The organism is Paenibacillus sabuli (genome assembly GCF_014705605.1).
Classification (GTDB): domain Bacteria; phylum Bacillota; class Bacilli; order Paenibacillales; family Paenibacillaceae; genus Paenibacillus_D; species Paenibacillus_D sabuli.
Map to the genome: position 1 here is coordinate 113162 of NZ_JACXIZ010000015.1, position 23945 is coordinate 137106.

Annotated in this window: 22 protein-coding genes and 1 pseudogene; 18 read left to right on the forward strand and 5 right to left on the reverse strand. The window is 61.1% G+C overall.

All coding sequences use genetic code 11. The features are described 5' to 3' along the window. The first annotated feature begins 2 nt into the window (after window positions 1-2). From IDH44_RS09300 to IDH44_RS09330, 7 genes are all read left to right on the forward strand, one after another. Entirely contained in the window at window positions 3-920 is a 918-nt protein-coding gene (locus IDH44_RS09300) for an ABC transporter permease (protein WP_190916944.1), read from the forward strand. Window positions 921-937: 17 nt separating this feature from the next. After that, window positions 938-1876, forward strand: coding sequence for an ABC transporter permease (locus tag IDH44_RS09305; protein ID WP_190916947.1), 939 nt, complete (start codon window positions 938-940; stop codon window positions 1874-1876). A 66-nt stretch (window positions 1877-1942) separates the two neighbouring features. Beyond that, a complete protein-coding gene (locus tag IDH44_RS09310; protein ID WP_190916949.1) occupies window positions 1943-2920 on the forward strand; it encodes an ABC transporter ATP-binding protein in 978 nt (325 codons plus the stop codon). Then, window positions 2917-3945 (forward strand): ABC transporter ATP-binding protein, encoded by a 1029-nt coding sequence (locus IDH44_RS09315; protein WP_190916951.1) that lies wholly within the window; start codon window positions 2917-2919, stop codon window positions 3943-3945. Before IDH44_RS09310 ends, IDH44_RS09315 begins: the two co-directional genes overlap by 4 nt. Then, the gene (locus IDH44_RS09320; protein WP_190916953.1) at window positions 3942-4709 is read left to right on the forward strand and encodes a creatininase family protein; all 768 of its coding nucleotides are present in this window, start codon (window positions 3942-3944) and stop codon (window positions 4707-4709) included. Before IDH44_RS09315 ends, IDH44_RS09320 begins: the two co-directional genes overlap by 4 nt. Then, window positions 4699-5901: a trans-sulfuration enzyme family protein gene (locus IDH44_RS09325; protein ID WP_190916955.1), complete on the forward strand. Its 1203-nt coding sequence runs from the start codon at window positions 4699-4701 to the stop codon at window positions 5899-5901. The genes IDH44_RS09320 and IDH44_RS09325 overlap by 11 nt, the downstream gene beginning before the upstream one ends. Continuing rightward, a complete protein-coding gene (locus tag IDH44_RS09330; protein ID WP_190916957.1) occupies window positions 5898-8471 on the forward strand; it encodes a S9 family peptidase in 2574 nt (857 codons plus the stop codon). The genes IDH44_RS09325 and IDH44_RS09330 overlap by 4 nt, the downstream gene beginning before the upstream one ends. Window positions 8472-8583: 112 nt before the next feature. Here the strand turns inward: IDH44_RS09330 and IDH44_RS09335 are convergent, their stop codons facing one another. Then, a complete protein-coding gene (locus IDH44_RS09335; RefSeq protein ID WP_190916959.1) occupies window positions 8584-9003 on the reverse strand; it encodes a universal stress protein in 420 nt (139 codons plus the stop codon). A gap of 228 nt (window positions 9004-9231) precedes the next feature. On the opposite strand from IDH44_RS09335, the gene IDH44_RS09340 reads away from it, so the two are divergent. Together IDH44_RS09340 and IDH44_RS09345 are read left to right on the forward strand one after the other, a co-directional pair. Beyond that, window positions 9232-9654 carry an Rrf2 family transcriptional regulator gene (locus IDH44_RS09340; protein ID WP_223869525.1) on the forward strand — a complete coding sequence of 141 codons (423 nt, stop codon included), beginning with the start codon at window positions 9232-9234 and terminating at the stop codon, window positions 9652-9654. A 94-nt stretch (window positions 9655-9748) separates the two neighbouring features. After that, window positions 9749-10600, forward strand: coding sequence for an SDR family oxidoreductase (locus tag IDH44_RS09345; protein WP_190916963.1), 852 nt, complete (start codon window positions 9749-9751; stop codon window positions 10598-10600). Between the two features lie 12 nt (window positions 10601-10612). Here the strand turns inward: IDH44_RS09345 and IDH44_RS09350 are convergent, their stop codons facing one another. After that, complete coding sequence (locus IDH44_RS09350) at window positions 10613-11809, reverse strand: LLM class flavin-dependent oxidoreductase (protein ID WP_190916966.1); 1197 nt, start codon at window positions 11807-11809, stop codon at window positions 10613-10615. A gap of 490 nt (window positions 11810-12299) precedes the next feature. Here IDH44_RS09350 and abc-f point away from each other — a divergent pair, with 490 nt between their 5' ends. Next, entirely contained in the window at window positions 12300-13778 is a 1479-nt protein-coding gene (abc-f, locus tag IDH44_RS09355) for a ribosomal protection-like ABC-F family protein (protein WP_190916968.1), read from the forward strand. Window positions 13779-14088: 310 nt separating this feature from the next. Here the strand turns inward: abc-f and IDH44_RS09360 are convergent, their stop codons facing one another. Further along, window positions 14089-15153: a hemolysin family protein gene (locus IDH44_RS09360; RefSeq protein ID WP_190917095.1), complete on the reverse strand. Its 1065-nt coding sequence runs from the start codon at window positions 15151-15153 to the stop codon at window positions 14089-14091. A 115-nt stretch (window positions 15154-15268) separates the two neighbouring features. Beyond that, the gene (locus IDH44_RS09365) at window positions 15269-16591 is read right to left on the reverse strand and encodes a hemolysin family protein (protein WP_190916970.1); all 1323 of its coding nucleotides are present in this window, start codon (window positions 16589-16591) and stop codon (window positions 15269-15271) included. A gap of 275 nt (window positions 16592-16866) precedes the next feature. On the opposite strand from IDH44_RS09365, the pseudogene IDH44_RS26460 reads away from it, so the two are divergent. Next, window positions 16867-16983: pseudogene (locus IDH44_RS26460) on the forward strand (SDR family oxidoreductase); the annotation flags it as partial. Between the two features lie 104 nt (window positions 16984-17087). On the opposite strand, the gene IDH44_RS09375 reads toward IDH44_RS26460, so the two are convergent. Continuing rightward, window positions 17088-17513 (reverse strand): hypothetical protein, encoded by a 426-nt coding sequence (locus IDH44_RS09375; RefSeq protein ID WP_190916972.1) that lies wholly within the window; start codon window positions 17511-17513, stop codon window positions 17088-17090. A gap of 169 nt (window positions 17514-17682) precedes the next feature. Between IDH44_RS09375 and IDH44_RS09380 the strand changes: the two genes are divergently transcribed. The 7 genes from IDH44_RS09380 to IDH44_RS09410 all read left to right on the forward strand — a co-directional run bounded on the left by IDH44_RS09380 (window position 17683) and on the right by IDH44_RS09410 (window position 23863). Next, a complete protein-coding gene (locus IDH44_RS09380) occupies window positions 17683-18570 on the forward strand; it encodes a fructose bisphosphate aldolase (protein WP_190916973.1) in 888 nt (295 codons plus the stop codon). 75 nt (window positions 18571-18645) lie between these two features. Next, the gene (locus tag IDH44_RS09385) at window positions 18646-19356 is read left to right on the forward strand and encodes a DNA alkylation repair protein (RefSeq protein WP_190916975.1); all 711 of its coding nucleotides are present in this window, start codon (window positions 18646-18648) and stop codon (window positions 19354-19356) included. A 623-nt stretch (window positions 19357-19979) separates the two neighbouring features. Next, window positions 19980-20309, forward strand: coding sequence for a DUF6442 family protein (locus IDH44_RS09390; protein ID WP_317890150.1), 330 nt, complete (start codon window positions 19980-19982; stop codon window positions 20307-20309). Between the two features lie 4 nt (window positions 20310-20313). Beyond that, a complete protein-coding gene (locus IDH44_RS09395; protein WP_190916979.1) occupies window positions 20314-20523 on the forward strand; it encodes a helix-turn-helix transcriptional regulator in 210 nt (69 codons plus the stop codon). 20 nt (window positions 20524-20543) lie between these two features. Next, a complete protein-coding gene (locus IDH44_RS09400) occupies window positions 20544-21023 on the forward strand; it encodes a small multi-drug export protein (protein WP_223869526.1) in 480 nt (159 codons plus the stop codon). Window positions 21024-21491: 468 nt separating this feature from the next. Continuing rightward, window positions 21492-22850: a cytochrome ubiquinol oxidase subunit I gene (locus IDH44_RS09405; protein WP_190916983.1), complete on the forward strand. Its 1359-nt coding sequence runs from the start codon at window positions 21492-21494 to the stop codon at window positions 22848-22850. Continuing rightward, complete coding sequence (locus IDH44_RS09410) at window positions 22847-23863, forward strand: cytochrome d ubiquinol oxidase subunit II (RefSeq protein WP_190916985.1); 1017 nt, start codon at window positions 22847-22849, stop codon at window positions 23861-23863. Before IDH44_RS09405 ends, IDH44_RS09410 begins: the two co-directional genes overlap by 4 nt. The last annotated feature ends 82 nt before the right edge of the window (window positions 23864-23945 follow it).

Genomic DNA, 23945 nt, shown 5'->3' on the forward strand with positions numbered 1-23945 from the left:
CGTTGGCTAGATATATTGTAAAGTCGCTGCTTCAAATGATCCCTGTCCTGCTGCTGATCTCGCTCATCGTCTTCATCCTGGTGCGCGTCACCGGCGACCCGGTCGCGCTGATGCTGCCCGAATCCGCCTCCGAGGCGGATCGGGTGGCGCTGACCGCGGCGCTCGGCCTGGACAAGCCGCTGCTCGTGCAGTACGGCATCTTCCTGGCCGACGCGCTGCAGGGCGACTTCGGGACTTCGTTCCACTACGGACAGTCATCGCTGCCGCTCGTGCTGGAGCGGCTGCCCGCCAGCTTCGAGCTGGCGGCGGCCGCGATGGCGCTCGCCGTGCTGCTCGCCGTGCCGCTGGGCATCCTCTCGGCCGTCAAGCGCAACACGGTGCTGGACCTGCTGATCTCCGGCGTCTCGGTCATCGGCAAGGCGATGCCGAACTTCTGGATGGGCATCATGCTGATCCTGCTGTTCTCGGTCTATCTCGGCTACTTCCCGGTATCGGGCCGCGGCGGCTTCGATCATCTCATCCTGCCGGCCGTCACCCTGGGCGTCGGACTGGCCGCGCAGATGACGCGGCTGATCCGCTCCAGCATGCTGGAGATTCTCAGCCAGGACTATATCCGCACCGCACGGAGCAAGGGGCTGAGCGAGCTCGTCGTCGTCGGCTCGCATGCCTTCCGCAACGGACTCATCCCGGTCGTCACGATCCTGACGCTGCAATTCACCAGCCTGATCGGGGGCACGCTCATCACCGAGACGGTATTCGCCTGGCCGGGGCTCGGGCAGCTGCTCGTGACCTCGGTCAACAATCATGACATGGCGATCGTCCAGGCGGCGGTCTTCGTGATCGCCATCATCGTCATCCTCGGCAATCTGCTGACGGATATCGTGTACCGCCTGCTCGACCCGCGGATCAAATACAGCTAACGACAGGAGGACACGCGATGGCACACCCTGCAGATTCGACGAACGACGCCGGCCCGGCCGACGTGCGCGTCGCGGCGGCCGCGCGGCGCAAGCCGGGCAGCTGGACGCGGCTGCTCCGCAGCCTGATCCGCAGCAAGACCGGAGCGGTCGGAGCGCTCATCGTAGTAACAGTCGTGCTGCTCGCGGCGCTGGCGCCGCTGCTCGCGCCGCACGACCCGGCGGATGTCGAGCCGCTGCAGCGGCTCAAGCCCCCGGTCTGGATGGAGGGCGGCCTGCCCGGCCATCTGCTGGGCACGGACAATCTCGGCCGCGACATCCTCAGCCGCATTGTCTACGGCGCCCAGGTCTCGCTGCTCGTCGGCATCGGCGCGGTGCTCGTGTCCGGCGCGGTGGGCGCCGTGCTCGGCCTCGTCTCCGGCTACTTCGGAGGCTGGATCAATGCGCTGATCATGCGCGTGGCGGACGCCTTCCTCGCCATTCCGACGATCCTGCTGATGCTCGTCGTCCTCGCGGTCGTCGGGCCGGGGCTGACGACGCTGATCTTCGTCATCGGCTTCACCAACTGGGTGCCGTATGCCCGCGTCGTGCGCGGCGAGGTGCTCAGCATCAAGGAACGCGATTTCGTCAAGGCTGCGCAGGCGGTAGGCGCGCGCAGCGGACGCATACTGTATAAGCATATCCTGCCCAACATCATCTCCTCCTTCATCGTCATCTCCGGCATGAGCGTCGCTACGACCATCATCCTGGAGGCGTCGCTCAGCTTCCTCGGGCTCGGGATCACCTCGCCGGACGTATCCTGGGGCGGCATGCTCAGCGACGGCCGATCGTATGTGGCGACGAGCTGGTGGGTGGCGACGTTCCCCGGCATCGCCATCACGGTCACCGTACTGGGCGTCATTTTCCTCGGGGACTGGCTGCGCGACGTGCTCGATCCGCGCATGAAGGAGCGCGCATGAAGCCGGGCGTCCGGCGGCGCGAGGTCGAGCTGGGGGCAGGTACAAGCAGGGAAGGGGGAGACGGGTATGACGGCAAGTCTGCTCGAAGTGACACAGCTGCAGACGCAGTTCAAGACTAGCGACGGCCTCGTCCCGTCGGTCAATCGGATCAGCTTCACCGTCGAGGCGGGAGAGACGCTGGCGCTGGTCGGCGAATCCGGCAGCGGCAAGAGCGTCACCTCGCTGTCTATCATGGGGCTAATCGCCGAGCCCGGGCGCATCGCGGGCGGCGAGGTGCGGCTGGACGGCGTCGACCTGCTGCAGCTGTCCAGGCGCGAGATGCGGCGTCTGCGCGGCAGCAAGCTGTCGATCATCTTTCAGGAGCCGATGACCTCGCTCAATCCGGTATTCCGGGTAGGGCGTCAGATCGCCGAGGTCATCCGCAAGCATGAGAAGGTGGACAAGCGCGAGGCGCACCGGCGCAGCGTGGACATGCTGGAGAAGGTCGGCATCTCCGGCGCCGAGCGGATCGCGGCCAGCTATCCGCACCAGCTCTCCGGCGGCATGCGGCAGCGGGTGATGATCGCCATCGCGCTCGCCTGCCGACCCAAGCTGCTGATCGCGGACGAGCCGACGACCGCGCTCGATGTAACGATTCAGGCGCAGATCCTGACCTTGATCCGCGCACTCAGCCAAGAGGCCAATACCGGCGTCATCCTGATCACCCACGATCTCGGCGTCGTCGCGGAGATGGCCGATCGCGTAGCCGTCATGTACGCCGGCGAGATCGTCGAGCAAGCGCCGGTGAACGACCTATTCGATCGACCGATGCATCCGTATACGGTCGGGCTGATGAATTCACTGCCGCGTCTGCGCGAGCGCAGGGACCGTCTGGACGCGATCCCCGGCATGGTGCCGAGCCTGCTCGAGCTGCCGCAGGGGTGTCCGTTCCATCCGCGCTGCGCCTATGCGGAGGACCGCTGCCGCCAGATCAAGCCCGAGCTGCTGGAGCATGCGCCGGGCCACCTGGCGAGCTGCCACCGCGCCGAGGAGGTGAAGCGATGAATACAACGACGAAGACCGCTGCCGCGGCGGCATCGCAGGAGGCCGCGCCGCTGCTGGAGATCAGCGGACTCAAGAAGCATTACCCGATTCATTCGGGCTGGCTGCGTCGCCAGAGCGGGGCTGTACGCGCCCTCGACGGGGTGGATCTAGCGGTATCCGAGGGCGAGACACTCGGCATCGTCGGCGAATCCGGCTGCGGCAAGTCGACGATGGGCCAGCTGATCACGCGCCTGATCGAGCCTACTGCCGGTCATCTTCGCTTCGACGGACGCGATGTCACTCACGTGCGCGGCGAGGAGCTGCGGCGGCTCAGGCAGCACATCCAATTCATCTTTCAGGACCCGTTCGCTTCGCTCAATCCGCGGATGCGCGTCTTTGATGTCGTCGCCGAGCCGCTCATCGTGCATCGGGTCGCGTCCGGGCAGGCGCTGCGTCGCGAGGTTGCGCAGCTGCTGGAGGCGGTTGGGCTGGGCGAGCACCAGGCGCAGCGCTTCCCGCACGAATTCAGCGGCGGCCAGCGCCAGCGGATCGGGATTGCGCGCGCGCTGGCGCTGCGGCCGCGCCTGATCGTCTGCGACGAGCCGGTGTCGGCGCTCGACGTGTCGATCCAGGCCCAGATTCTCAATTTGCTCAAGGATCTGCAGGCGGAATACCGGCTGACGTATGTTTTTATTGCGCACGGCCTGCCTTCGGTCCGGCACATCAGCGACCGCATCGCGGTCATGTATCTGGGCCGGGTCGTCGAGATCGCGGACCGCGACACCTTGTTCGAGCAGCCGCGCCACCCGTATACGGCCGCGCTGCTGGAGGCGGTGCCGGTCGACAGCCCGCACGAGCGCAAGCCGCGCACGCTGCTGACCGGCGAGCTGCCCAGTCCCGCCGATCCGCCGCCGGGCTGCGCCTTTCATCCGCGCTGTCCGCGCGCGCAGGCGCGCTGCCGCATCGAGACGCCGCTGCTGACCGAGCAGCCGGGCGGGACCTATAGCGCCTGCCATTATCCGCTTCAGGAAGGGGACAACGCATGACGACACGCACCCATCACATCAAGCATATGAGCTGGACCGCATTCGAGACCCGCAAGCAAGCGACGCAGCTGGCGATCCTGCCGGCCGGGGCGATGGAGGGCTACGGCCCCCATCTGCCGCTCGGCGCCGACACGCTGGTCGCGACCCGGCTCGCCGAGCTGGTCGCCGCCCGTACGGGCGGGCTGATCGGACCGGTGCTGGAGGCCGGCGATTCGTCGATGCTGGCCGAATTCCCCGGCACGATCGCGATTCGGCCCGAGAGCTTCAAGCAATATGTGTCCGATGTCGTCGAGAGCCTGCTCAAGTGGGGCTTCACCGACCTGCTCGTGATCAACGGCCACGCCGGCAATGTGCCGATGTACAGTCAGCTGGCGTATGCGCTGCGCGAGCGCGGCGGCATCCGGATGGCGCAGATCGACGTCTGGCGCTTCATCAAGACCGTGGACGAGGGCATCCTCGAGTCTGGCGCGCTGGCGCATTCCCACGCCGGCGAGGCCGGCACGTCCGTGCTGCTGGCCGTCTGCCCGGAGCTGGTGGACCTCACCCGCACGATGGATGTCAAGCGCGCGCAGCCCGATTTGTACCCCGAGATTATGAAATACGGCAAATTGTCCGATAACAGTAAGTGGGGCACAATGGGCAATTCGACCATCGCCTCGGCGCAGAAGGGCGAACAGCTCGTCGCGCGCGCCGTCGATCGCATTCTGCACTTTTTGCGCGACCATTGGAGCATCGCAGACAAGGGAGGCCAGCATGAACAATAACCATTGGCAATTCGACACAAAGGCCATTCACGCCTGTCATCGCCCGGACCCCGAGACGGGGGCGATCTCGCAAACGGTCGTTCCGGCGGTTGCGTATGCCTTTGCCGATGCGGAATCGGCTGCGGCATGCGTATCCGGCGAGCGCCAAGGCACGTATTACGGCCGCTACGGCAATCCTACCGCCCGTACGCTGGAGGAGAAGGTCGCTTGTCTGGAGAACGGCGAGGCCTGCATCGGACTGAGCAGCGGCATGGCCGCGATCTCCTCCGCGCTGCTGGCCTTCCTGCAAGCGGGCGACCACGTCATCGTCACCAAGGACGTATACGGCGGCACGTACAATTTCATTACCAAAATGGCGCCGCGCTTCGGCATCAGCCACAGCTTCGTCGATTGCACCGACCCGGCCGTAGTCGAAGCCTCGATCATCTCGAACACGAAGGCGATCTTTGTCGAGACGCCCTCCAATCCGCTGCTCACGGTGCTCGACCTGAAGGCGCTGGCAGAGGTAGCCAAGGCGCACAAGCTGCCGCTTATCGTCGACAATACGTTCATGACGCCGTGTCTGCAGCGGCCGCTGGAGCTCGGCGCGGACGTCGTCGTGCACAGCGCAACCAAATACATGAACGGGCACGGCGACGTGCTGGCCGGCTTCGTCGTCGGCCGTCAGGACGTCGTCGACTTCGTCCGGATGCGCGTCTCCGGCGATCTGGGGCAGAATCTCAACGCCTGGGAGTCATTCCTGATCCTGCGCGGGCTCAAGACGCTCGGTCTGCGCGTACGGGAGCACTGCGCCAATGCGGCTGCGGTCGCGGGCTACCTGGATGCGCATCCCAACGTCATGAAGGTCCATTATCCGGGGCTGGCGAGTCATCCCCAGCACGAGCTGGCCAGACGTCAGATGAAGGAGATGGGCGGCATCGTCTCCTTCGAGGTGCATGGCGGGGAGGGCGCGGCCAAGCAGGTCATGGACCGGCTGGAGCTGGCGATGATCTCCTTCAGCCTCGGCGATCCGGAGACGCTCGTCCAGCATCCGGCCAGCATGACGCATTTCTCGATGCCGCGCGAGGTGCGCTACGAGCAGGGCATCACCGACGGCCTGCTGCGCCTGTCGATCGGACTGGAGTCCGCAGAGGATATCATCGCCGATCTGGAGCAGGCGCTGCAGACCCTGCCGGAGGAGGATCAGGCATGAGGGCGGCCAAGGCGCGCATCGTCCCGGAGACGCTGGCCCGCTACGTGTGGCCTGCCGATCCGGCGGTGCGGCCCGGGGCGGACGAGGTGGCGTACACGCGCCGCACGATCCGACTGGAGCAGGACGGCTATCGCACGGAGATTCGCCGCATGACGCTCGGCGGCGAGCGGGACGAGCCGTTCACGGGCGGCGATCAGGATACGAATCCCGTCTGGTCGCCGGACGGTCTGCAGCTCGCCTTCCACCGCCCCGTCGAAGGCAAGAAGCAGATCTTCACCATCGCCGCGGGCGGCGGCGAGCCGGTGCAGCGCACCGCCGCCGCCCGCGGCGCCGGCAGCTTCGCCTGGTCGCCGGACAGCCGCATGCTCGTCTTCGCCGCGAAGACCGGCAGCGGCGAGCCCGGCGAGACCCCGGCGCAGCCGGCGGACGATGCCGCCGCGGTGCAGGAGGCCGGTCAGACCGCCGGCGCGTCTGCGATGGCCGGACCGGGCCGCGTCTACGACCGGACCGTGCCCAAGGCCGAGGGCGCCGGGCTGTGGGACGGGCTGTACACGCATCTGTTCCTGTACGAGCTGGAGACAGGCCATACGCGGCGTCTCACGCGCGGGCGGTACGATGCATCCGCTCCGTCGTGGCTGCCTACCGGCCGGGCTGTCGCCTTCCTCGCCAAGCGGGTGGAAGACAAGACGGTCGATCCGGACCTGCATCTGTTCAACGATCTGTTCGCGGTCGCCGTGGACGGCGGCGAGGCCGAGCGCCTGACCGACAGCACGCTGCTGATCAGTCAGTACGCCTGTGCGCCGGACGCCTCCGGCTACGCCTTGCTCGCGGACGACCGCAGCATCGGCAGCGGCACGATGAGCCGCATCTATGCGGTGCGATTCGGGGATCCGCGGCCTGCAGCCGTGACGGCGGCCTCCGATATTCAATACGGCAACTGGGCGCTCAGCGATATGAAGACCGGCGCGGCGCAGCCGGGGCCGGTATACGCGCCGGACGGCCGCACGCTCTACGTGCTGGGCACGCTGCACGGCGGCGTCCACCTGTATCGCATCCCGCTGGAGGGCGCATGGCCGGTCCAGCCGATCCCGCTGACGGCAGGCAAGAAGGACATTTTCCAGCTTGCTTGCACGGCGGACGGCGTTGGCGCGGTCTTCGCCGCGATGGAGGACGGCCGGCCGCAGGAGCTGTACCGGATGGATCTGCGCAGCGGGGAAGAGGCGCGGCTCACCGCCTGCAACGATGCGCTCATGGAGGAGCTCGAGGTCAGTCCGCCTCAGTGTCTGTGGCTGGACACCTCGGACGGCTACCGCATGCAGGGCTGGTTCGTCGAGCCGCCGGGGCTGGCCAGGGACGAGCGCGTGCCGCTGGCGCTCGTCGTGCACGGCGGCCCGCACGCGATGTATACGGGGCGCTACAGTCACGAGATGCAGACGCTCGCCGCCGCAGGCATGGCCGTGCTGTACGTCAATCCGCGCGGCAGCTTCGGTTACGGGCAGCCCTTCGCAGCCGCCTGCCGCGGCGATTTTGGCGGCGGCGACGCACGCGATCTGCTGGAGGCGGTGGAATGGGCGATTCGGGCCTTTCCATGCATTGATCCCTCGCGCGTCGGTGTGGCGGGCGGCAGCTACGGCGGGCTGATGACGAATTGGCTCGTGGCCCGCACGGAGCGCTTCCGCGCGGCCGTCTCGCAGCGCTGCATCTCCAATTGGCTCTCGTTCTACGGTCTGAGCGACATCGGACTCACGTACACCGAGGGCATCGCCGGCGGCAATCCGTGGGACGATCAGGCGCTGCTGTGGGAGCGCTCGCCGCTGGCGCATGCGCGCAAGGTCGAAGCGCCGATCCTGATCATGCATGGCGAGCAGGACATGCGCTGTCCGATCGATCAGGCCGACCAATGGTACGTGGCGCTCAAGCGGCACGGCAAAACGGCAAGGCTGATCCGCTACCCCGGCGGTCATGCCTTCATGAAGGCGGGCAAGCCGAGCGTGCGCATCGATGCGCTGAGGCAGACCAATGATTGGCTGGCGCATTATTTGCAGGCGGACGTCCGTCTGGACGCAGCGGCGGCAGACGCGTCATCCGCAGCGGACGCCGCAGTGCCCGCCCGCGTGCAGCTGCCGCTGCCGGTCGGGCTGCTCATCGAGAATTGCCGCACCAGCGGTCTGGACGACGCGACGATTATGGCGTGCATCGCCAGCGTCGATTTCAGCGCGCTTGCCTCCAAGTGCAAGGCGCCGGACATGGATTTTGCCGACCGGGCCCGGCTCGCCGAGGAGATGGGCCTGCCGTGGCGGCAGGCGATGCGCGAGGGATACAGCTTCGGCTTCCTTCATCTGAACGGACTCAAGCGGCTGCTGCTATTCCGCTTTGGGCGGGAGGAGGGACGCGACTATGCGCCCAGCGAGCAAGGACCCGGCGTTCGGGATCTGCCGCTCACCCGCCTGGAGGCGCTGGCGCTGCGCCGGCTCGTCTGTCGGCAATGGGACGTCGTCCTCTCTGGCGAGACGCAGCATCCGGATCCGGCCCGCTTCGACGTGAAGCTTCGGACCGACAGCCTATCGTGACGCTGTGTCCGAGCGCCGCACATTTGGTTTTGCCCCCGGACGATCTGACCGGGGGCTTCTTGGCATGTGTCGGGCCGTCTATCGCCCGGGCTGACGGCTACGCCGGACGTCGTCATTTGACGACCATCACCGGGCATTGCACGCGCTTGACGACCTTGTGGCTGACGCTGCCGAGTACGAATTCCTGGAAGCGGTTCAGGCCGCGGCTGCCGATGAGCACGAGGTCGAAGACGTGGCGGTTGGCATAGTCCACGATCGTCGGCCCGGGATCGCCGGGAATGATCGAGACGTTGTAGACGACCTGCGCGTTGTCGAGCACTTCGACGATGGGGCCGAGCTTATCCATGCGCTTGCGCTGGATTTCCGCATGCGTCCGCGCCTCCAGCACCTCGCCCTTAATGTTGGACAGATCCGCCACATACAGGACTTCCACCGTAGCGTCCCCTGCCAGCCTATAGATTTTGGCCGCTTCCTCGGCGGCTCTCACCGCATACCTGGACCCGTCTGCCGCCAGCAAAATGCGTCGATACATCGCCATCCCTCCCATTAATGTGTAGTTCCCTTGTAGTTCCATTATCTGTCTTGATGTCCGATTTACGCAAGCTTTATAATGTGAAGATCAATTGCATAAGGAGACATAATATTTATTATGTAAACAGTAATGAAATGGCACATCGGAAAATTGAAACATGTGTTCGCATTGACAGGCTTCCTTGTTAGAACTAATATGGTTACAACAGGTGGTGATGACGTGAAGCAAATGAGCAGTCGGTTGTCCATGGCCGTGCATATCCTGTGCCTGATCGGAACCATGCCCGCGCCTACCGGCGATGTCATCGCGGGCAGCGTCAACACGAATCCTGTCGTCATCCGCCGCATCATGCGCATGCTCAAGCAAGCCGGCCTGATCCAGGTGCGCCCCGGGGTCGGCGGCTCCAAGCTGCTCCGCGATCCGGATCGGATCACGCTGCTCGACGTCTATCACGCCGTCGACATCGTCGAAGGGAACAGCATGTTCGGCATGCACGAGCATCCCAACCCCGCTTGTCCGGTCGGACGCATGATCGCAGGCGCGATGCGCCGCGAATTCGACGAAGCCCAGCGCGCAATGGAACAGCGTTTGAGCCAAACGACGATCCGCCGGTTGATGGACCAGGTCGGACGGGAGCGAGCGCCGTCCTGACCTGACGTGCTGAACTTGTTGTAACTATTTTGGTTCTATCAGAGCGGGCAGATCGTCTTGATTTCACTTTCATGAACATAAGGAGGAAAATACGATGAAAATTTTGGTTACTGGCGCGACCGGGCATTTGGGCAGTCTCGTCCTGGACAAGCTGCTGGAGACGGTGCCTGCGACGGAGCTGGCAGTAAGTGTGCGAGACGTGAGCAAGGCGGCGCATCTGCAGGCAAAGGGCGTGGACGTGCGTCAAGGCAACTTCGATCAGCCGGAGACGCTGAGGGAGGCGCTGCGCGGCATCAGTCGGATGCTGCTGATCTCCACCGCCGGGGAGCATCGACAGGCGCAGCATCAAGCTGCGGTCGACGCCGCCCGCGAAGCCGGGGTCCAGTTCGTTGCCTATACGAGCATTGTCAATGCGCAAGCGAGCAAGGCCGCGTTGGCGGACGATCACCGGGCCACCGAAGCGTATATCCGCGAAAGCGGCATGTCGTACGTCTTTTTGCGCAATAACTGGTACGTCGAGAATGAACAGGGCGGCATCCAGGCCGTGCTGCAAGGCATGCCTTGGGTGCATGCTACAGGCGCGGCCCAGGTCGGATGGGCCGCGCGAGAGGACTATGCGCACGCAGCCGCGGCCGTGCTGACACAGGATGGACATGCCAACAAGATCTATGAGCTGGCAGGACCGCTGCGCACCACCGCCGAGCTAGCCGCCCTGGTCGGCGAAGTGCTCGGCGTGGAGGCTCGGGTGCTCGAGGTCGACGACGAAGCATACGCCCAAGGGCTGCGCGCAGCAGGGCTGCCGGAGTTCCTGGTCGCGGTGTTCACCGATATGCAAAAAGCGATTCGCGAGGGCGCTCTGGCCACGGCGAGCGACGATCTCGAACGTCTGCTCGGTCGCCCGCCGCAGCCGCTTGATCACGCGATTCGCGCTATGGCACAACCATAGGCGGCGCATTCGTTAATCGAGTTCGGGCACAGGTAATCGCAGTCCGGCCTGCTCCAGCAGCGGAATTACACGTTCGCCGAAGTAAGCCAATTCCGGCTCATAATCGTAGAAGGTAATTTGTATGCCGTCGATGCCCGTCGCATGAAGACGAATGAGCTGCGCCACCACTTCGTCCGGTGAACCGACGATATGAATATGACCACCGACGGCGCGGCCTCTGTTGGTATGCTCCAGCCAGGATTTGCTGTCGCCGGCTGTGTGACGTGCCGAAAAGGAACCGATAGCTTCCAGGTCTGCATAATCCATGATCGCTTGGTAGTAGGCCTGGGCCTCTTCGCTTGTGTCTCGAACGATAATTGTCGGATTAATAATTACCCGCACCTGACGGCCTTCAGCGATAGCGGCATCCTTGACCGCGGACACATGCGCCGGCAACTTCGGCAGCGCGTCGTCAAGCCGTTCCCCGGCGGGACTTGAGACGAAGACGATATCCGAATATTTGGCCGCATAGGCAAAGCCCGCCGGAGAACCCGAGGCAGAGGCCAGCACGGGACGGCCGTAGCAAGGTCTCGGGGTAATATAGGCTTGTTCAAGCGAGTAGAATCGACCGTTAAAGTCGAGATTGTCGCTGCCTTCCCAAAGTGCATTGCAAATGGAGACAAACTCTTCGGACTGGATATAACGGAGGTCGTGTTCAAGCCGCTTCGCCCCGAACATGCGCGGCTCGTTCTCGGCATAGCCGGTGACAATATTCGCGCCGAAACGTCCGCCCGAAAGATGATCGGCGGTCGCCAGAAAGCGCGACAAATGCATCGGATGCCACGGACCGTACAGAATATGTATCGTGCCGAGCAGGAGGATTCGCCGCGTTTCGGCGGCAAGCGCGACTGTGGAGACAAACGGTTCGAGAAAGTTATCGCGGTATTTCGTTTGGCCGCCGAAGCCGCCTTTCGGTAGCCACTGAGACAGACCGAATACGACATCAAAGCCCAACTGCTCGGCTTTCTTTGTCAGCCTGGCATTGTAGGCGTACGACCAATCGGTATCCCGCGGCAGCGTCGATTGCGACCATCCACCCGTTTGAAGAGGCAAAAAAAGCCCTAGCATTAGTGGCTGAGCAAAGGCGCGGGACAACGGACTGTCGGCGTAGCTTTGGGGATCACGTGGAAGGGAAAGTTTTTTGAAATCATCGTGGTGTGTATTCGTCATACGGATTCTCGCTCCTTAATATCTTTAATTTATATTTAGATATATCTTATTATATCTAAATATATCTGAATATTCTGATGCTGTAAACGACTTGCCCGCATTTTTTGCGCATGGTACACTGATGTTACCAAAGAAGATTGGAGTTGAAGGGAATGTAGGATGCTTTCTTGCGACGAGGACACGCGGTGGACGCATGTCGGGACGCAGAACGCAGCGCAGCTGGTGCTGGTTCGTTCCGTCTGTCTATTCGCCTGTGCGCAAGAAAGGGTTCTTCCTTCTCTTCATTTCGACCGATACGGCGCCGCTGCCGGCCAAGCCATGTCCGTTCAGGCGGACGTCAGGCTTTTGTCCTCGGCGTCAGCGGCCAATTTCCTTCGATCGGCGAATGGACTTCAAGAAAGGAACGCCTTTCTTGCAGTCTTTTTTTCGTTATTCGCGGCTTGCAGGCTCGCACCGGGCCCGGCTGCGACTGCCAAGGGAGGAATGCCGAATGGCTCTTATACAGGTGCAAGACCTTAGCTTTACCTATGAGGGCAGCTACGACATCATTTTTGACAAGGTCAGCTTTCAGCTCGATACGCAGTGGAAGCTCGGCTTCACCGGACGCAACGGGCGCGGCAAAACAACCTTTTTGCGCTTGCTGCGCGGTGAGCATGCCTACAGCGGCACGATCGCCGCGTCTGTCGCATTCGATTACTTTCCATATACGGTGCAAGACCCGTCGATGTTGACGATGCATGCCGTCGAGACGGTCTGTCCGGATTACGAGCACTGGCAGCTCGTGCGCGAGCTAACGCTGATGGAGGCTGGCGAGGAGCTGCTCTACCGGCCGTTCGACGCGCTGTCCGGCGGCGAGCAGACGAAGGTGATGCTGGCGGCCATGTTCCTCAACGATAACCGGTTCTTGCTAATCGACGAGCCGACCAATCATCTCGACCGGAGGGGGCGCGACGTGCTCGGCCGCTACCTTGACGGTAAGCGCGGCTATATTCTCGTCTCGCACGATCGCGCCTTCCTCGATCGCTGCGTCGATCATATGCTGTCGATCAACAAGACGAATATCGAGGTGCAGCGCGGTAACTTCTCGTCGTGGTGGGCGAACAAGACACGCCAGGACCAATACGAGCTGGCCGAGAACGACAAGCTGCGCAAGGACATCAAGCGCCTCGATCAGGCGGCCAGGCGCACCGGCCAATGGTCCGACGAGGTGGAGCGGTCCAAGAACGGCACCCGCAACTCCGGCTCCAAGGTCGACAAGGGCTATGTGGGCCATAAGGCCGCCAAAATGATGAAGCGCTCCAAATCGATGCAGCAGCGGCAAGCGAGCGCCATCGCCGAGAAGGGCGAGCTGCTCAAGAATGTGGAGCGCGCCGAAAGCCTGAAGCTGAACCAGCTCAAGCATCACAAAGCGCAACTCGTGCAGCTCCGGGAGGTGGCTGTGCGCTACGGCGAGCATGCGGTGTGTCGCGATGTCAGCTTCACCGTGGAGCAGGGCGAGCGGATCGCGCTCTCCGGGCCCAACGGCTCGGGCAAGTCGAGCCTGCTCCGGCTGATCTGCGGCGAGGCGGTAGCGCACGAGGGAGAGATGGAGCGCGCGAGCGGTCTCAAGATTGCCTACGTGCCGCAGGACACCTCGCAGCTGCGAGGCGGCTTGTCCGCTTACGCCCAACGGCGTGCGCTGGACGAGAGCCAATTCAAAGCGATCCTGCGCAAGCTCGATTTTGCACGTGCGCAATTCGACAAGGATATGGACGCATTCAGCGCCGGTCAGAAAAAAAAGGTGCTGCTCGCCGCCAGCCTGTGCGAGGAAGCGCATCTGCACGTCTGGGACGAACCGCTGAATTATATCGACGTGTTCTCGCGGATACAGATCGAGGAGCTGCTGCTGGAGCATCGGCCGACGCTGCTGTTCGTGGAGCATGACGCAGCCTTTTGCGAGCGGATGGCGACAATGCGGGTCGTGCTTTGACCCTTACTGCTATTTGAACTGCACAAGTGCAGTTTATTGCTTCGGTTTGCCGAGCTTTTGCAGTTCGTGGCTCTCGTTGGCCAGCCGCCGCTACGCTGAAGGTCCCCGCGCGAGGGCTGCGAAGCCTCCGCGCGCGGACAATCGATAGGCTGCCTTGTCATCGCACTGACGAACTGTCGCCAGGCTGCCCTGTCATCGCACTGACGATCTGCCGCTCTGCGCCGCTCAGATCGCTGGCTGCGCGGCGCTTGAACGGCGTTTAGCGGCAATTGTTCAGCCGGTCATGTTAGCCCTTCGCGAGGCGCCTGGCCTATACCGGACGCACGGCCGGGCGCGCATCGCCGCGATCCGCTTCCTCGCGAATGTCGCCGACAATCTCCTCCAGGATATCCTCCATCGTCACGAGTCCGACGACGCGGCCGTCGACGCCGGTGACCAGCGCCATGTGCACCCGGACCTGCTGCATCTTGATGAGCACGTCCTGGATCGAGGCCTGCTCGCCGAAGCGCGGCATGTCATGCACGAATTCGGACAGCGGCGCTTCCTTGCCGGCTGCGATCCGGGTGAGAATTTCCTTCGTATTCACATAGCCGATATATCGCTCGCCCGCGCGCACCGGATAGCGCGTGTAATCATGCGCGTTCAGCGCCTGCATGATTCGCTCCATCGGCATGTGCGAATCGATCGTCGCCATGCGCGCATGCGGGATCATAATTTCATGGAGCTTGCGGTCGTAGAAGGCAAAGAGATTTTGCAGATACGTCAGTTCCGTCTTGTTGATTTCGCCGCCTTTGTAGCTTTCGTCCACGATATACTTCAGCTCTTCCTCGGAGTGTACCGTGTCATGGCCAGCGGGCTTGACGCCGAATATGCGCAGCAGCAGCCGGGCGGAACCGTTCAGGGCATGAATGAACGGGGCGGCGGCTTTGCCGAAGGCGTACAACGGACCTGCCAGCAGCAGGGTCATGCGCTCTGCGAACTGAATGGCCAACGTCTTGGGCGCCAGCTCTCCGATCACGACATGCAGGAACGTAATGATCGAGAGCGCGATCAGGTAGGAGAGCGCCGTCGCCGCCGCTTCCGGCACGTCGAAGCGTTCGAATACCGGATGCAGCATTTTTTCTACCGTCGGTTCGCCCAGCGCGCCCAGCACCAGTGCGGTAATCGTGATGCCGAGCTGACAGGCGGACAGATAGTAGTCCAGCTCATGCGCGACTTTTTTAGCCTTGACCGCGCGTTTGTTGCCTTCGGCGATCAACTGGTCGATACGCGACATCCGCACCTTGAGAATGGCGAACTCGGCGCCGACAAAAAACGCGGTCAAGCCGATGAATACCGCCACCAGAAACAAATTTAACGCAATTAGTCCGTCCAATGGTTCCCCCAATGCGGGGGATTCACCTCCATATTAAGTGTGGGGTGTTGCTTTAAATGCCGGGTGTTGCTTTCCTGAGTTGACGGGTTGCTTTTAGCGATCAGCTTTATCCGGGTTAGCGGGCTGCTTCTTCCTTTGGCGCAGTCAGCTTCAGCACCACTTGCTTGATCTGATAGTTGTCGACCTCGGCAACCGTCCAGGTGGCGGTCTCTTCTTGAATCGTCTCGCCGGCCTGAACCTCGGTGCCCTTGTGGTACTGAATCCAGCCGGCGATCGTATCCATTTCTTCGCGATTGTCGAAGATTAATCCGAATTGGCGTTCCAGATCGTCGAGCAGGACGCGGCCGTGCAGCGTGTATTCGAGCTCGCCGGTCTGGCGCAGGTCGGCCACTTCCTCGGCATCGAACTCGTCGCGGATGTCGCCGACCAGCTCCTCCAGAATATCCTCGAGCGCGATGACGCCGGAGGTGCCGCCGTATTCGTCGATCACGAGCGCCATGTGGACGCGCTGCTGCTGCATCTTCACCATCGCCTCGCGGATCGGCGTAACCTCGAGCACGAGCGGCAGGCTGCGCATGAATTCGTCCAGGCCGCGCGTGCGACCGGCAATAATGTGGGGCAGCATTTTTTTGGCGTTCACGACGCCGAGAATGCGGTCTTTGTTGTTGTCCTCGGTCACGGGGTACCGGGTATAATTATTCGCCTCCAGCACTTCGACGATCTCGGCGTAGCGCATCGCCTTGTCCAGCGTCACCAGTTCGGTGCGCGGCACCATGATGTCCTTGGCGACCCGTTCGTCGAAGGCGAAGACGTTCTCGATATAGGTCAGCTTGGTCCGATTGTTCTCGTCGCCCTCGTAGCTTTGGGCCATGACGATCTTGAGCTCCTCCTCGGAGTAGGCCTGCTCATGCGCGGCCGGCTTGACGCCGACGGTGCGCAGCATGACGCGAGACGCGCCGTTGAGCGCCCAGATGAACGGGTACATGATGCGGCCGAACCAGTAGAGCGGCGGCGCGAGCAGCAGCGTCATTTTTTCGGCGAATTGAATGGCGAGCGTCTTCGGCGCCATTTCGCCGACGACGACGTGCAGGAATGTCACGAGAAAAAACGCGATCGCATAAGAGGCAATCGAAGAGGTCGTGCTCGACGCATTGACCCAGTCGAAGAAGGGGTAGAGCAGCCGCTCGACCGCCGGCTTGCCGATCGCGCCCAGCCCGAGCGCGGTGACGGTAATGCCGAGCTGACAAGCGGAGAGGTAGTAGTCCAGGTCGCCGGCGACCTTTTTGGCGGTGAAGGCTTTTTTGTTGCCTTCGGCGATCAACTGGTCGATTCGCGACATGCGAATTTTGACCACAGCAAATTCCGAGGCCACAAAAAAAGCGGTGAATACAATTAAAAGCGCAAGCACAACCAAGTTGGCAAGTAGGATAATGTCCAAGCAATTCCCTCAGTGAGGGATTCACCTCCGCATGTATGAATTGGCCTTCGCGACATGGCGTCTATAGGAAAGGTCAACTTTTTGATTGCATCATTACCACCACCCGATAGCGTTCTCAAGCCTGAGACAGATCGCTGTATAGACAAAAGCTTCATTATGAAGCGTAGTACCACTATGTCTACGCAATCGCTTTGCATCGGTTTCAAATAAATCTCCGATCACTGGTTTGGACGCACGTATGCAAGCAGCATTTCCTTGAGCGAACGTTGTAGCTTGTGCGGCGCAATGTCTTCCTCAAGGACATTGCCAACGGGGCGCTGTTCCTCGCCTCGGAAGAGTCCGCCTATATTACAGGCATCGAGCCGCCGATTGACGGCGGCTACGCTGCGAAATCAATCGGTATCATTCATAGGCTTTGCGGTTACCAAAAAAAAGCGCCTTGCCGATCGCTCCCGGAGCTTCGGTCAAGGCGCCTTCTTTGCTGCGTCGCCCAATTTTATTGATAGCCGCCATCCATTCTGTAAATGCGGTCGCGCATAAACTGGTCGAGTTTGGCTGGATCGTTTCGCAGCTTCCACATATCGTAGATATCCACCGAGTCAGAGCCGAATCCAGCGGAAACCGCCTCTCGAACCGTCTGATTCATCGTGTCCTGCCCGAAATTCCCCCACGACATTCCAGAAAATTTGGGCATACCCGAAAACATGCCGCCCAACCATCCGCCGCCCCCGCCGGTTACTCCGTCCTTGCCGCCACCTCTCTGGATCACGGTGTCGGACTTGAGCTGCAGAGCGGCCTGGTTCCCTGCGCTGCGTTGGAGCTGAAGCAATGGGTGAGGCGGTGTTGATGTACGCGGCGATTGAGAGGGGCTTGCTCGGCGGGAAGCGTGAGCGCTTCGTTGCTTGTCTTCATAATGGGGCATAATGTTCTTCCTCCTCTCGGATGCGCTCGGATTATATCTATAAAGCATCATAGCACGCCAAGCGCGGTTTCGACCAGCCCTCGACGCTTGGAGGTGGCGGGGAAGTGTTGTACAATAGGAAAACAGGCCGTCAAACCAGCCAATATGAATCAATGAAGGAGCGGATTGCATGAATGAACAACAATTGACACGGATCGCCGAGGGCCAAGGCTTCATAGCTGCCCTGGATCAGAGCGGAGGCAGCACCCCCAAGGCGCTGCTGCAATACGGGGTAACGGAGGATCGCTATTCCGGCGACGAGGAGATGTACGCCATGGTGCACGCGATGCGGACGCGGATTATCAAGAGCCCGTCGTTCAACGCGGAGCTCATCCTCGGCGCCATCCTGTTCGAGAACACGATGGACCGCGAGATCGACGGCCGCTACACGGCAGACTACCTGTGGGAGGAGAAGGGCATCGTGCCGTTCCTGAAGGTGGACAAGGGGCTGGCCGAGCCAGAAGACGGCGTCCAGCTCATGAAGCCGATCCCGGGATTGGACGAGCTGCTGCAGCGTGCGAATGAACGGCATATCTTCGGCACCAAGATGCGCTCGGTCATCAAGCAGGCCAATCCCGAAGCGATCAGACGGGTGGTAGAACAGCAGTTCGAGATCGGCAAGCAGATCATCGCCGCCGGTCTGGTACCGATCATCGAGCCCGAGGTGGATATCCACAGTGCGGACAAGGCCGAATCCGAAGCGTTGCTGAAGACGGAGCTGGCGCGTCAGCTCGCCGCGTTGGCGCCGCAAGACAAGGTTATGCTGAAGCTCTCGATTCCGACGACGGACGATTTCTACCGCGAGCTCATGGACGATCCGCATGTCGTGCGCATCGTCGCACTCTCGGGCGGCTATGAGCGAGATGAAGCCAACGTCATGCTGGCGCGCAATCGCGGACTGATCGCGAGCTTCTCCAGAGCATTGGCAGAAGGGCTGACGGACCAGCAGACGGACGAGCAATTCGACGCCTTGCTGGCGCGCTCGATCCAGTCCATCTACGAGGCTTCGATTACGTAGCCGCAACGCATGTGGACGGCGGTATGGGCGGCCCCAGATCGCGGGCAAGGACGGACTAGAGGAGGGAGGCCACCGATGAATCTGGAAGCGACGATGCAGGAGCTCGAGTCTCTGGCCAAGCCGATGATGAAAAAGCGGTACTTGAGCAACGGGGCGCGCGAGCCGCTCTACGGCGTCGCGACCGGCGCGATGAAGCCGATGGCAAGGCGCATCAAGAAGGATCAGGCGCTGGCCGAGCAGCTGTACGCGACCGGCAATTACGACGCCATGTATTTCGCCGGCGTGATCGCGGATCCGGCGGCGATGACGGCGGATGATTTCGAGCGCTGGATGGACGAGGCGTATTTTTTCATGGTGTCCGATTATGTCGTGGCGGTGACGCTCTCCGAGACCGACATCGCGCAGCAGGTCGCGGACAAGTGGATCGCCAGCGGCGACGAGCTGCGCAGATCGGCGGGCTGGAGCTGCTACTGCTGGCTGCTCGGCAGCCGTCCGGACGAGCAGTTCGATGCGGCTAAGCTAGCGGCGATGCTGGATCAGGTAGAGCAGACCCTTCGCACGGCGCCGCCGCGCGCGCAGCACGCCATGAACAACTTCCTCTATACCGTCGCGATCTCGTACGTGCCGCTGCACGGGCGGGCGTTGGAGCTGGCCGAGTCGCTCGGCCCGATCGAAGTCCGGCAAGAAGGTCATAAGAAAAGCACCGTGCTTCATGCCGCCGAGGGCATTCACAAGGCGCTGGCGCGCGGGCAGCTCGGCTTCAAGCGCAGTTATGTGCGCTGCTGATTGCATTCCGGTCAGCGCTCTGCACCAAGATTTCACCAGGATTGAATTAACCGCCCGACTGGCGGCACCGCACGCGGTGCTGTCAGTCGGTTTTTTTTGAATTTCTCTGAACGTTACATGCCACGCCGCCAGAAGACGGCGGGAGTCGTTTCGCCTTGCCGCGTCAAGCACAAGGGGTTAAAATTACCCTCCGCTATAAGTAGACATAACTAATATTATGTAAACTAAAAAGCCGTGAAGCGATTGGATCGGTGCGAATGGTGAGCTGCTGTGCGAACACGGCCAAAAATCACCGCTAAGCGTTCACCATGTCCGTTACGGTTGGCTTCCTCACAGCTAAAGCGGGCTGGCCGCTTGTATCAGCTTTTCGACGCTCATTCGCACCGGGCATCAGCAGTTGTGACCCCGCTCACGGGAGGGTGGCACTTGATCGAATTTGTCAGCGCAAGCTCACTTGTAAGCTTGACAAGTAAACTTGGCAGATGTATGATTGGTTGTGCCAAGTAAACTTGGCGAAAAATACACAACATGCGAGCAGCACACAGCATGCGACCAGCACACAACATGCCCGCTTCATGGCAGCATGAAGCGAAAGTGGGGGGATTGCCATTCGCAAAGAAGAGATTTTGGCGAGAAGCCGCAAGGAAAACAAGGCCCGTGATTTGTACAAAATCGAGGTGCAGGTCCAGGCGGGCAGTATCGGTTCGCTGGCGGCGAGCTTGCTGGCAACGGTTCTGTTCGTGACTCAGGTCGTGGTGAAGGACAACTGGGATTTCGGTTTGTACGCTGTTATTTTTTCCGTTTCCGCCGCCGGCTTTTTGTACAAAGCGTTTCGCATGAAGCGGCGACGCGACATCGCGCTCGCCATCGCTTTTACTTTGGCTACATTGCTCTTGACGGCGCTGCACATCCTGGAGCTGCTGGATTACGATGTCGCGCGTCTGGCAGGGTGAGCGGATGGACGATCAGCTCATTTTGCGCAATCGTCTCAAGGAAGCCCGCAGCGAGAGCAAGCTTTCGCAGTCGCAGCTGGCCGAGCTGGTCGGCGTCTCCCGGAACACGATCAGCTCCATCGAGACCGGCCAATTCAATCCGACCGCCAAGCTTGCCCTGATCCTTTGCATTGCCCTCGACAAAAAATTTGAAGACCTTTTTTATTTTGAATAAGGAGGTGTAACAATTTGGACATGGAAAGTATTTTCGAAAGCGTCAGAGAAGCGCCGCTGCTTATGCAGCTCGGGGTCGTGTTTCTGATTTCGCTGGTTCCTTTTTTGGAAGGGTACGTCGCGGCGCCGGCCGGAATCTTTATCGGATTCCCGGCGATTCCGACGATTGTGGCCGCCTCGCTGGGCAACTGGCTCTCCGTGATGGCGGTTGTGGCGCTGTATGGCAAGCTCAGAAAGCGCAAGCGGGATAAACCGGAATCGGAACGTTCCAAAAAACGAATGGAAAAAGCTCGCAAGTTGTTTAACAAGTACGGTGTGCCCGGTGTGGCATTGATCGGTCCGCTCGTCTTCGGCCATCACATCGGCGCCTTCATTTCGCTCGTATCCGGCGCCTCCAGACAATACGTGGCGCTATGGATGACAATCGGCGTCCTGGTATGGACGATCGCCGCGGGCGCGCTGGCCACCGCAGGGGTAGATCTGGCGAGCCGCGTGCATTAACGCGCACACGAATAAAAAAATATGGAAAGGATGATTTTTGATGGCCAACTTATAGATTCTATATATACAAGCTAAAGACCGGGCGGGTTCTCCTATCGAGAACTCGCCCGATTTGCATTTCGTCTGTCTGCTCCGTCTGTTCTCGGAACGATTCGTCAAAAAATGACAGTCTTTTACTTCGCCTGGTTTCGCCTGGTTGTGACTTTTTTCACAGAGTTGTCAGAAAGATTTGAAGGTTTTTGGGAACTTCGCCGTTCTGGATTGGTTTTAGCCGGTTAATTGCGTATAGTAGGAGACAAGGCGAAACGGCACCGCCGTCTTTTGGCGGCGATGCGCGTTTCGTTCCGAGAAATTTAGAAAAGTATAGAGGAAATCATATACTTCCTATAATTTCAAGGCGAAACGGCACCGCCGTCTTTTGGCGGCGATAATTTTAAAAAAAAACGAACGAGAGGGGACGACCGGACATTGGACATTGATACAGTACTATGGAGCCGCTTGCTGACCGGACTGACGCTTACCTTTCATGTCATCTATGCGACGATCGGCGTCGGCGTGCCGCTCATGATCGCGATTGCCGAGTTCGTCGGCATTCGCAAGAAGGACCCGCATTATATTCTGATGGCCAAGCGCTGGACGCGCGGCTTCATTATATCCGTAGCGGTCGGCGTGGTGACCGGGACGGCGATTGCGCTGCAATTGGCCCTCGTCTGGCCGAACTTTATGCAGCTGGCCGGCAACGTCATCGCGCTGCCGCTGTTCATGGAGGTGTTCGCTTTTTTCTTCGAAGCGATCTTCCTCGGCATATATTTGTACACCTGGAATCGATTCCGCAATCCGTATGTGCACTGGCTGTTGACGTTCCCCATTGTCATCGGAGCCGGGATGTCGGCCTTCTTCATCACGACGGTCAACGGCTTCATGAATCAGCCGGAGGGCTTCGCGCTGGAGAACGGCAGCTTCGCCGCCGTCGATCCGGTGGCCGCGATGCTCAATACGGCCACGCCGTCCAAGGTATTCCACGTGCTGAGCTCGGCCTACATGACGGGCGCCGCGCTGCTGGCGGGCATCGCCGCTCTGGTCATACTAAAGAAAGGCGTCTCGGCGTATCATAAAAAGGCGCTCAACCTGATGATGGCCGTCGTGCTCGTGTTCAGTGCGCTCACCGTGCTGGCGGGCGATGTGTCGGCCAAGTATCTGGCCAAGCATCAGCCGGAGAAGCTGGCCGCGGCCGAATGGCACTTCGAGACCGAGCGCGGCGCGGATCTGCTCGTGTTCGGCTGGTTGAACGATCAGCTTGAGGCCGTCGGCGTATTGCGCATTCCGAAGGCGCTCAGCTTTCTCGGCTTCGGCGACTTCGACGCCGAGGTGCGGGGACTCGAGGAGTTTCCGCGAGACGAGTGGCCGCCGCTCGTCTCGCACTATTTATTCGATCTGATGGTCAGCATCGGCTTCGTCATTCTCGGCATCTCGCTGCTCTACTTCCTGTTCAAGTTCTGGAAGAAGCGGGACGCCTACAACAAGTGGCTGATGCGGGCCGTGCTATGGAGCGCGCCGCTGGCCTTCCTCGCGGTGGAGCTGGGCTGGTTCTACGCCGAGGTCGGACGCCAGCCGTGGATCATTCGCGGGTACATGCGGGTCGAGGAGGCCGCGACCACCTCGCCATCCGTCGTCTGGCTTTTCTTCCTGTTCCTGCTGCTGTACATTGTGCTGGGCACGATTTCGGTGATCGTCTTGCGCCGTCTGTTCCGTCACAATCCGGCCGAGGCGGAGCTCGAGAAGCATTTGCAGGAGCAAGCGGCCAGCAGAGGGGGTGACGCGCGATGATCAGCTATGAGCTGCTTGGCATCACGGTGCTGTGGTTGTTTTTGTACGGGTACCTGATTGTGGCCTCGATTGATTTCGGCGCCGGATTTTTCGCCTTTTATGCGCGCTTGACGAAGCAGGACCATCTGATCAACCGCTTGATCTCGCGCTACCTGTCTCCGGTCTGGGAGATTACGAACGTCTTTTTCGTCTTTTTCTTCGTCGGCATTGTCGGCTTTTTCCCGGATACGGCGCATTATTACGGCTCGGCGCTGCTCGTCCCGGGCAGCATTGCGATCATTCTGCTGGCGATTCGGGGCTCGTTCTACGCCTTTGAGAATTACGGCTCCAAGGAGAATACGCTGTACCTGTTCCTGTACGGGGCGACGGGCCTGCTGATCCCGGCGTCGCTGTCGGTGGCGCTGACGCTCTCCGAGGGCGGCTTCATCGTCGAGACGGACGGCGTCGTGGCGCTGCAGTATTATACGCTGTTCACGAGTCCGCTGTCCTGGAGCATCGTGGCGCTGGCCATCGTGTCCGTCCTGTTCATCAGCGGCGCGTTTCTGGCCTTCTACGCCTCGCGCGCCGACGATCAGCCCGCGCTCAAGCTGCTGCGGTCGTACGCCTTGTTCTGGAGCACGCCGACGATCATTGCCGCGCTGACGACCTTCATTTTTTTGAGTCAGCACAATGCGCGCCACTTCGACAACATGATGGACCTGTGGTGGCTGTTCGGCATCTCCGTGGCGTTATTCATGGCGGCGATGTGGCTGCTCTACAGCGGGCGCCGCTACGGGCTGGCCTTCATCTGCGTCATGCTGCAGTTCCTGTGCGCCTTCTTCGCCTACGGGATCGGGCACTACCCGTATATCCTCGATCCGTATATCACGATCGCGGATGGCGCGACCCACGAATCGATGGGCATTGCGCTGGTGGCCGCGTTTATCGGCGGATTGTGCCTGCTGATTCCGTCGCTGATTCTCGTCTTTAAGCTGTTCTTGTTCGATGCGGATTATGTAAAGGGCAAGAAGTAGCGCTGCACCGCATGTCCTGCCGGAGCGCAGGGCAAATGCCGGAGCAGTAGGCCAATCCAGCATGCCAGAGGAGGCGATCCGT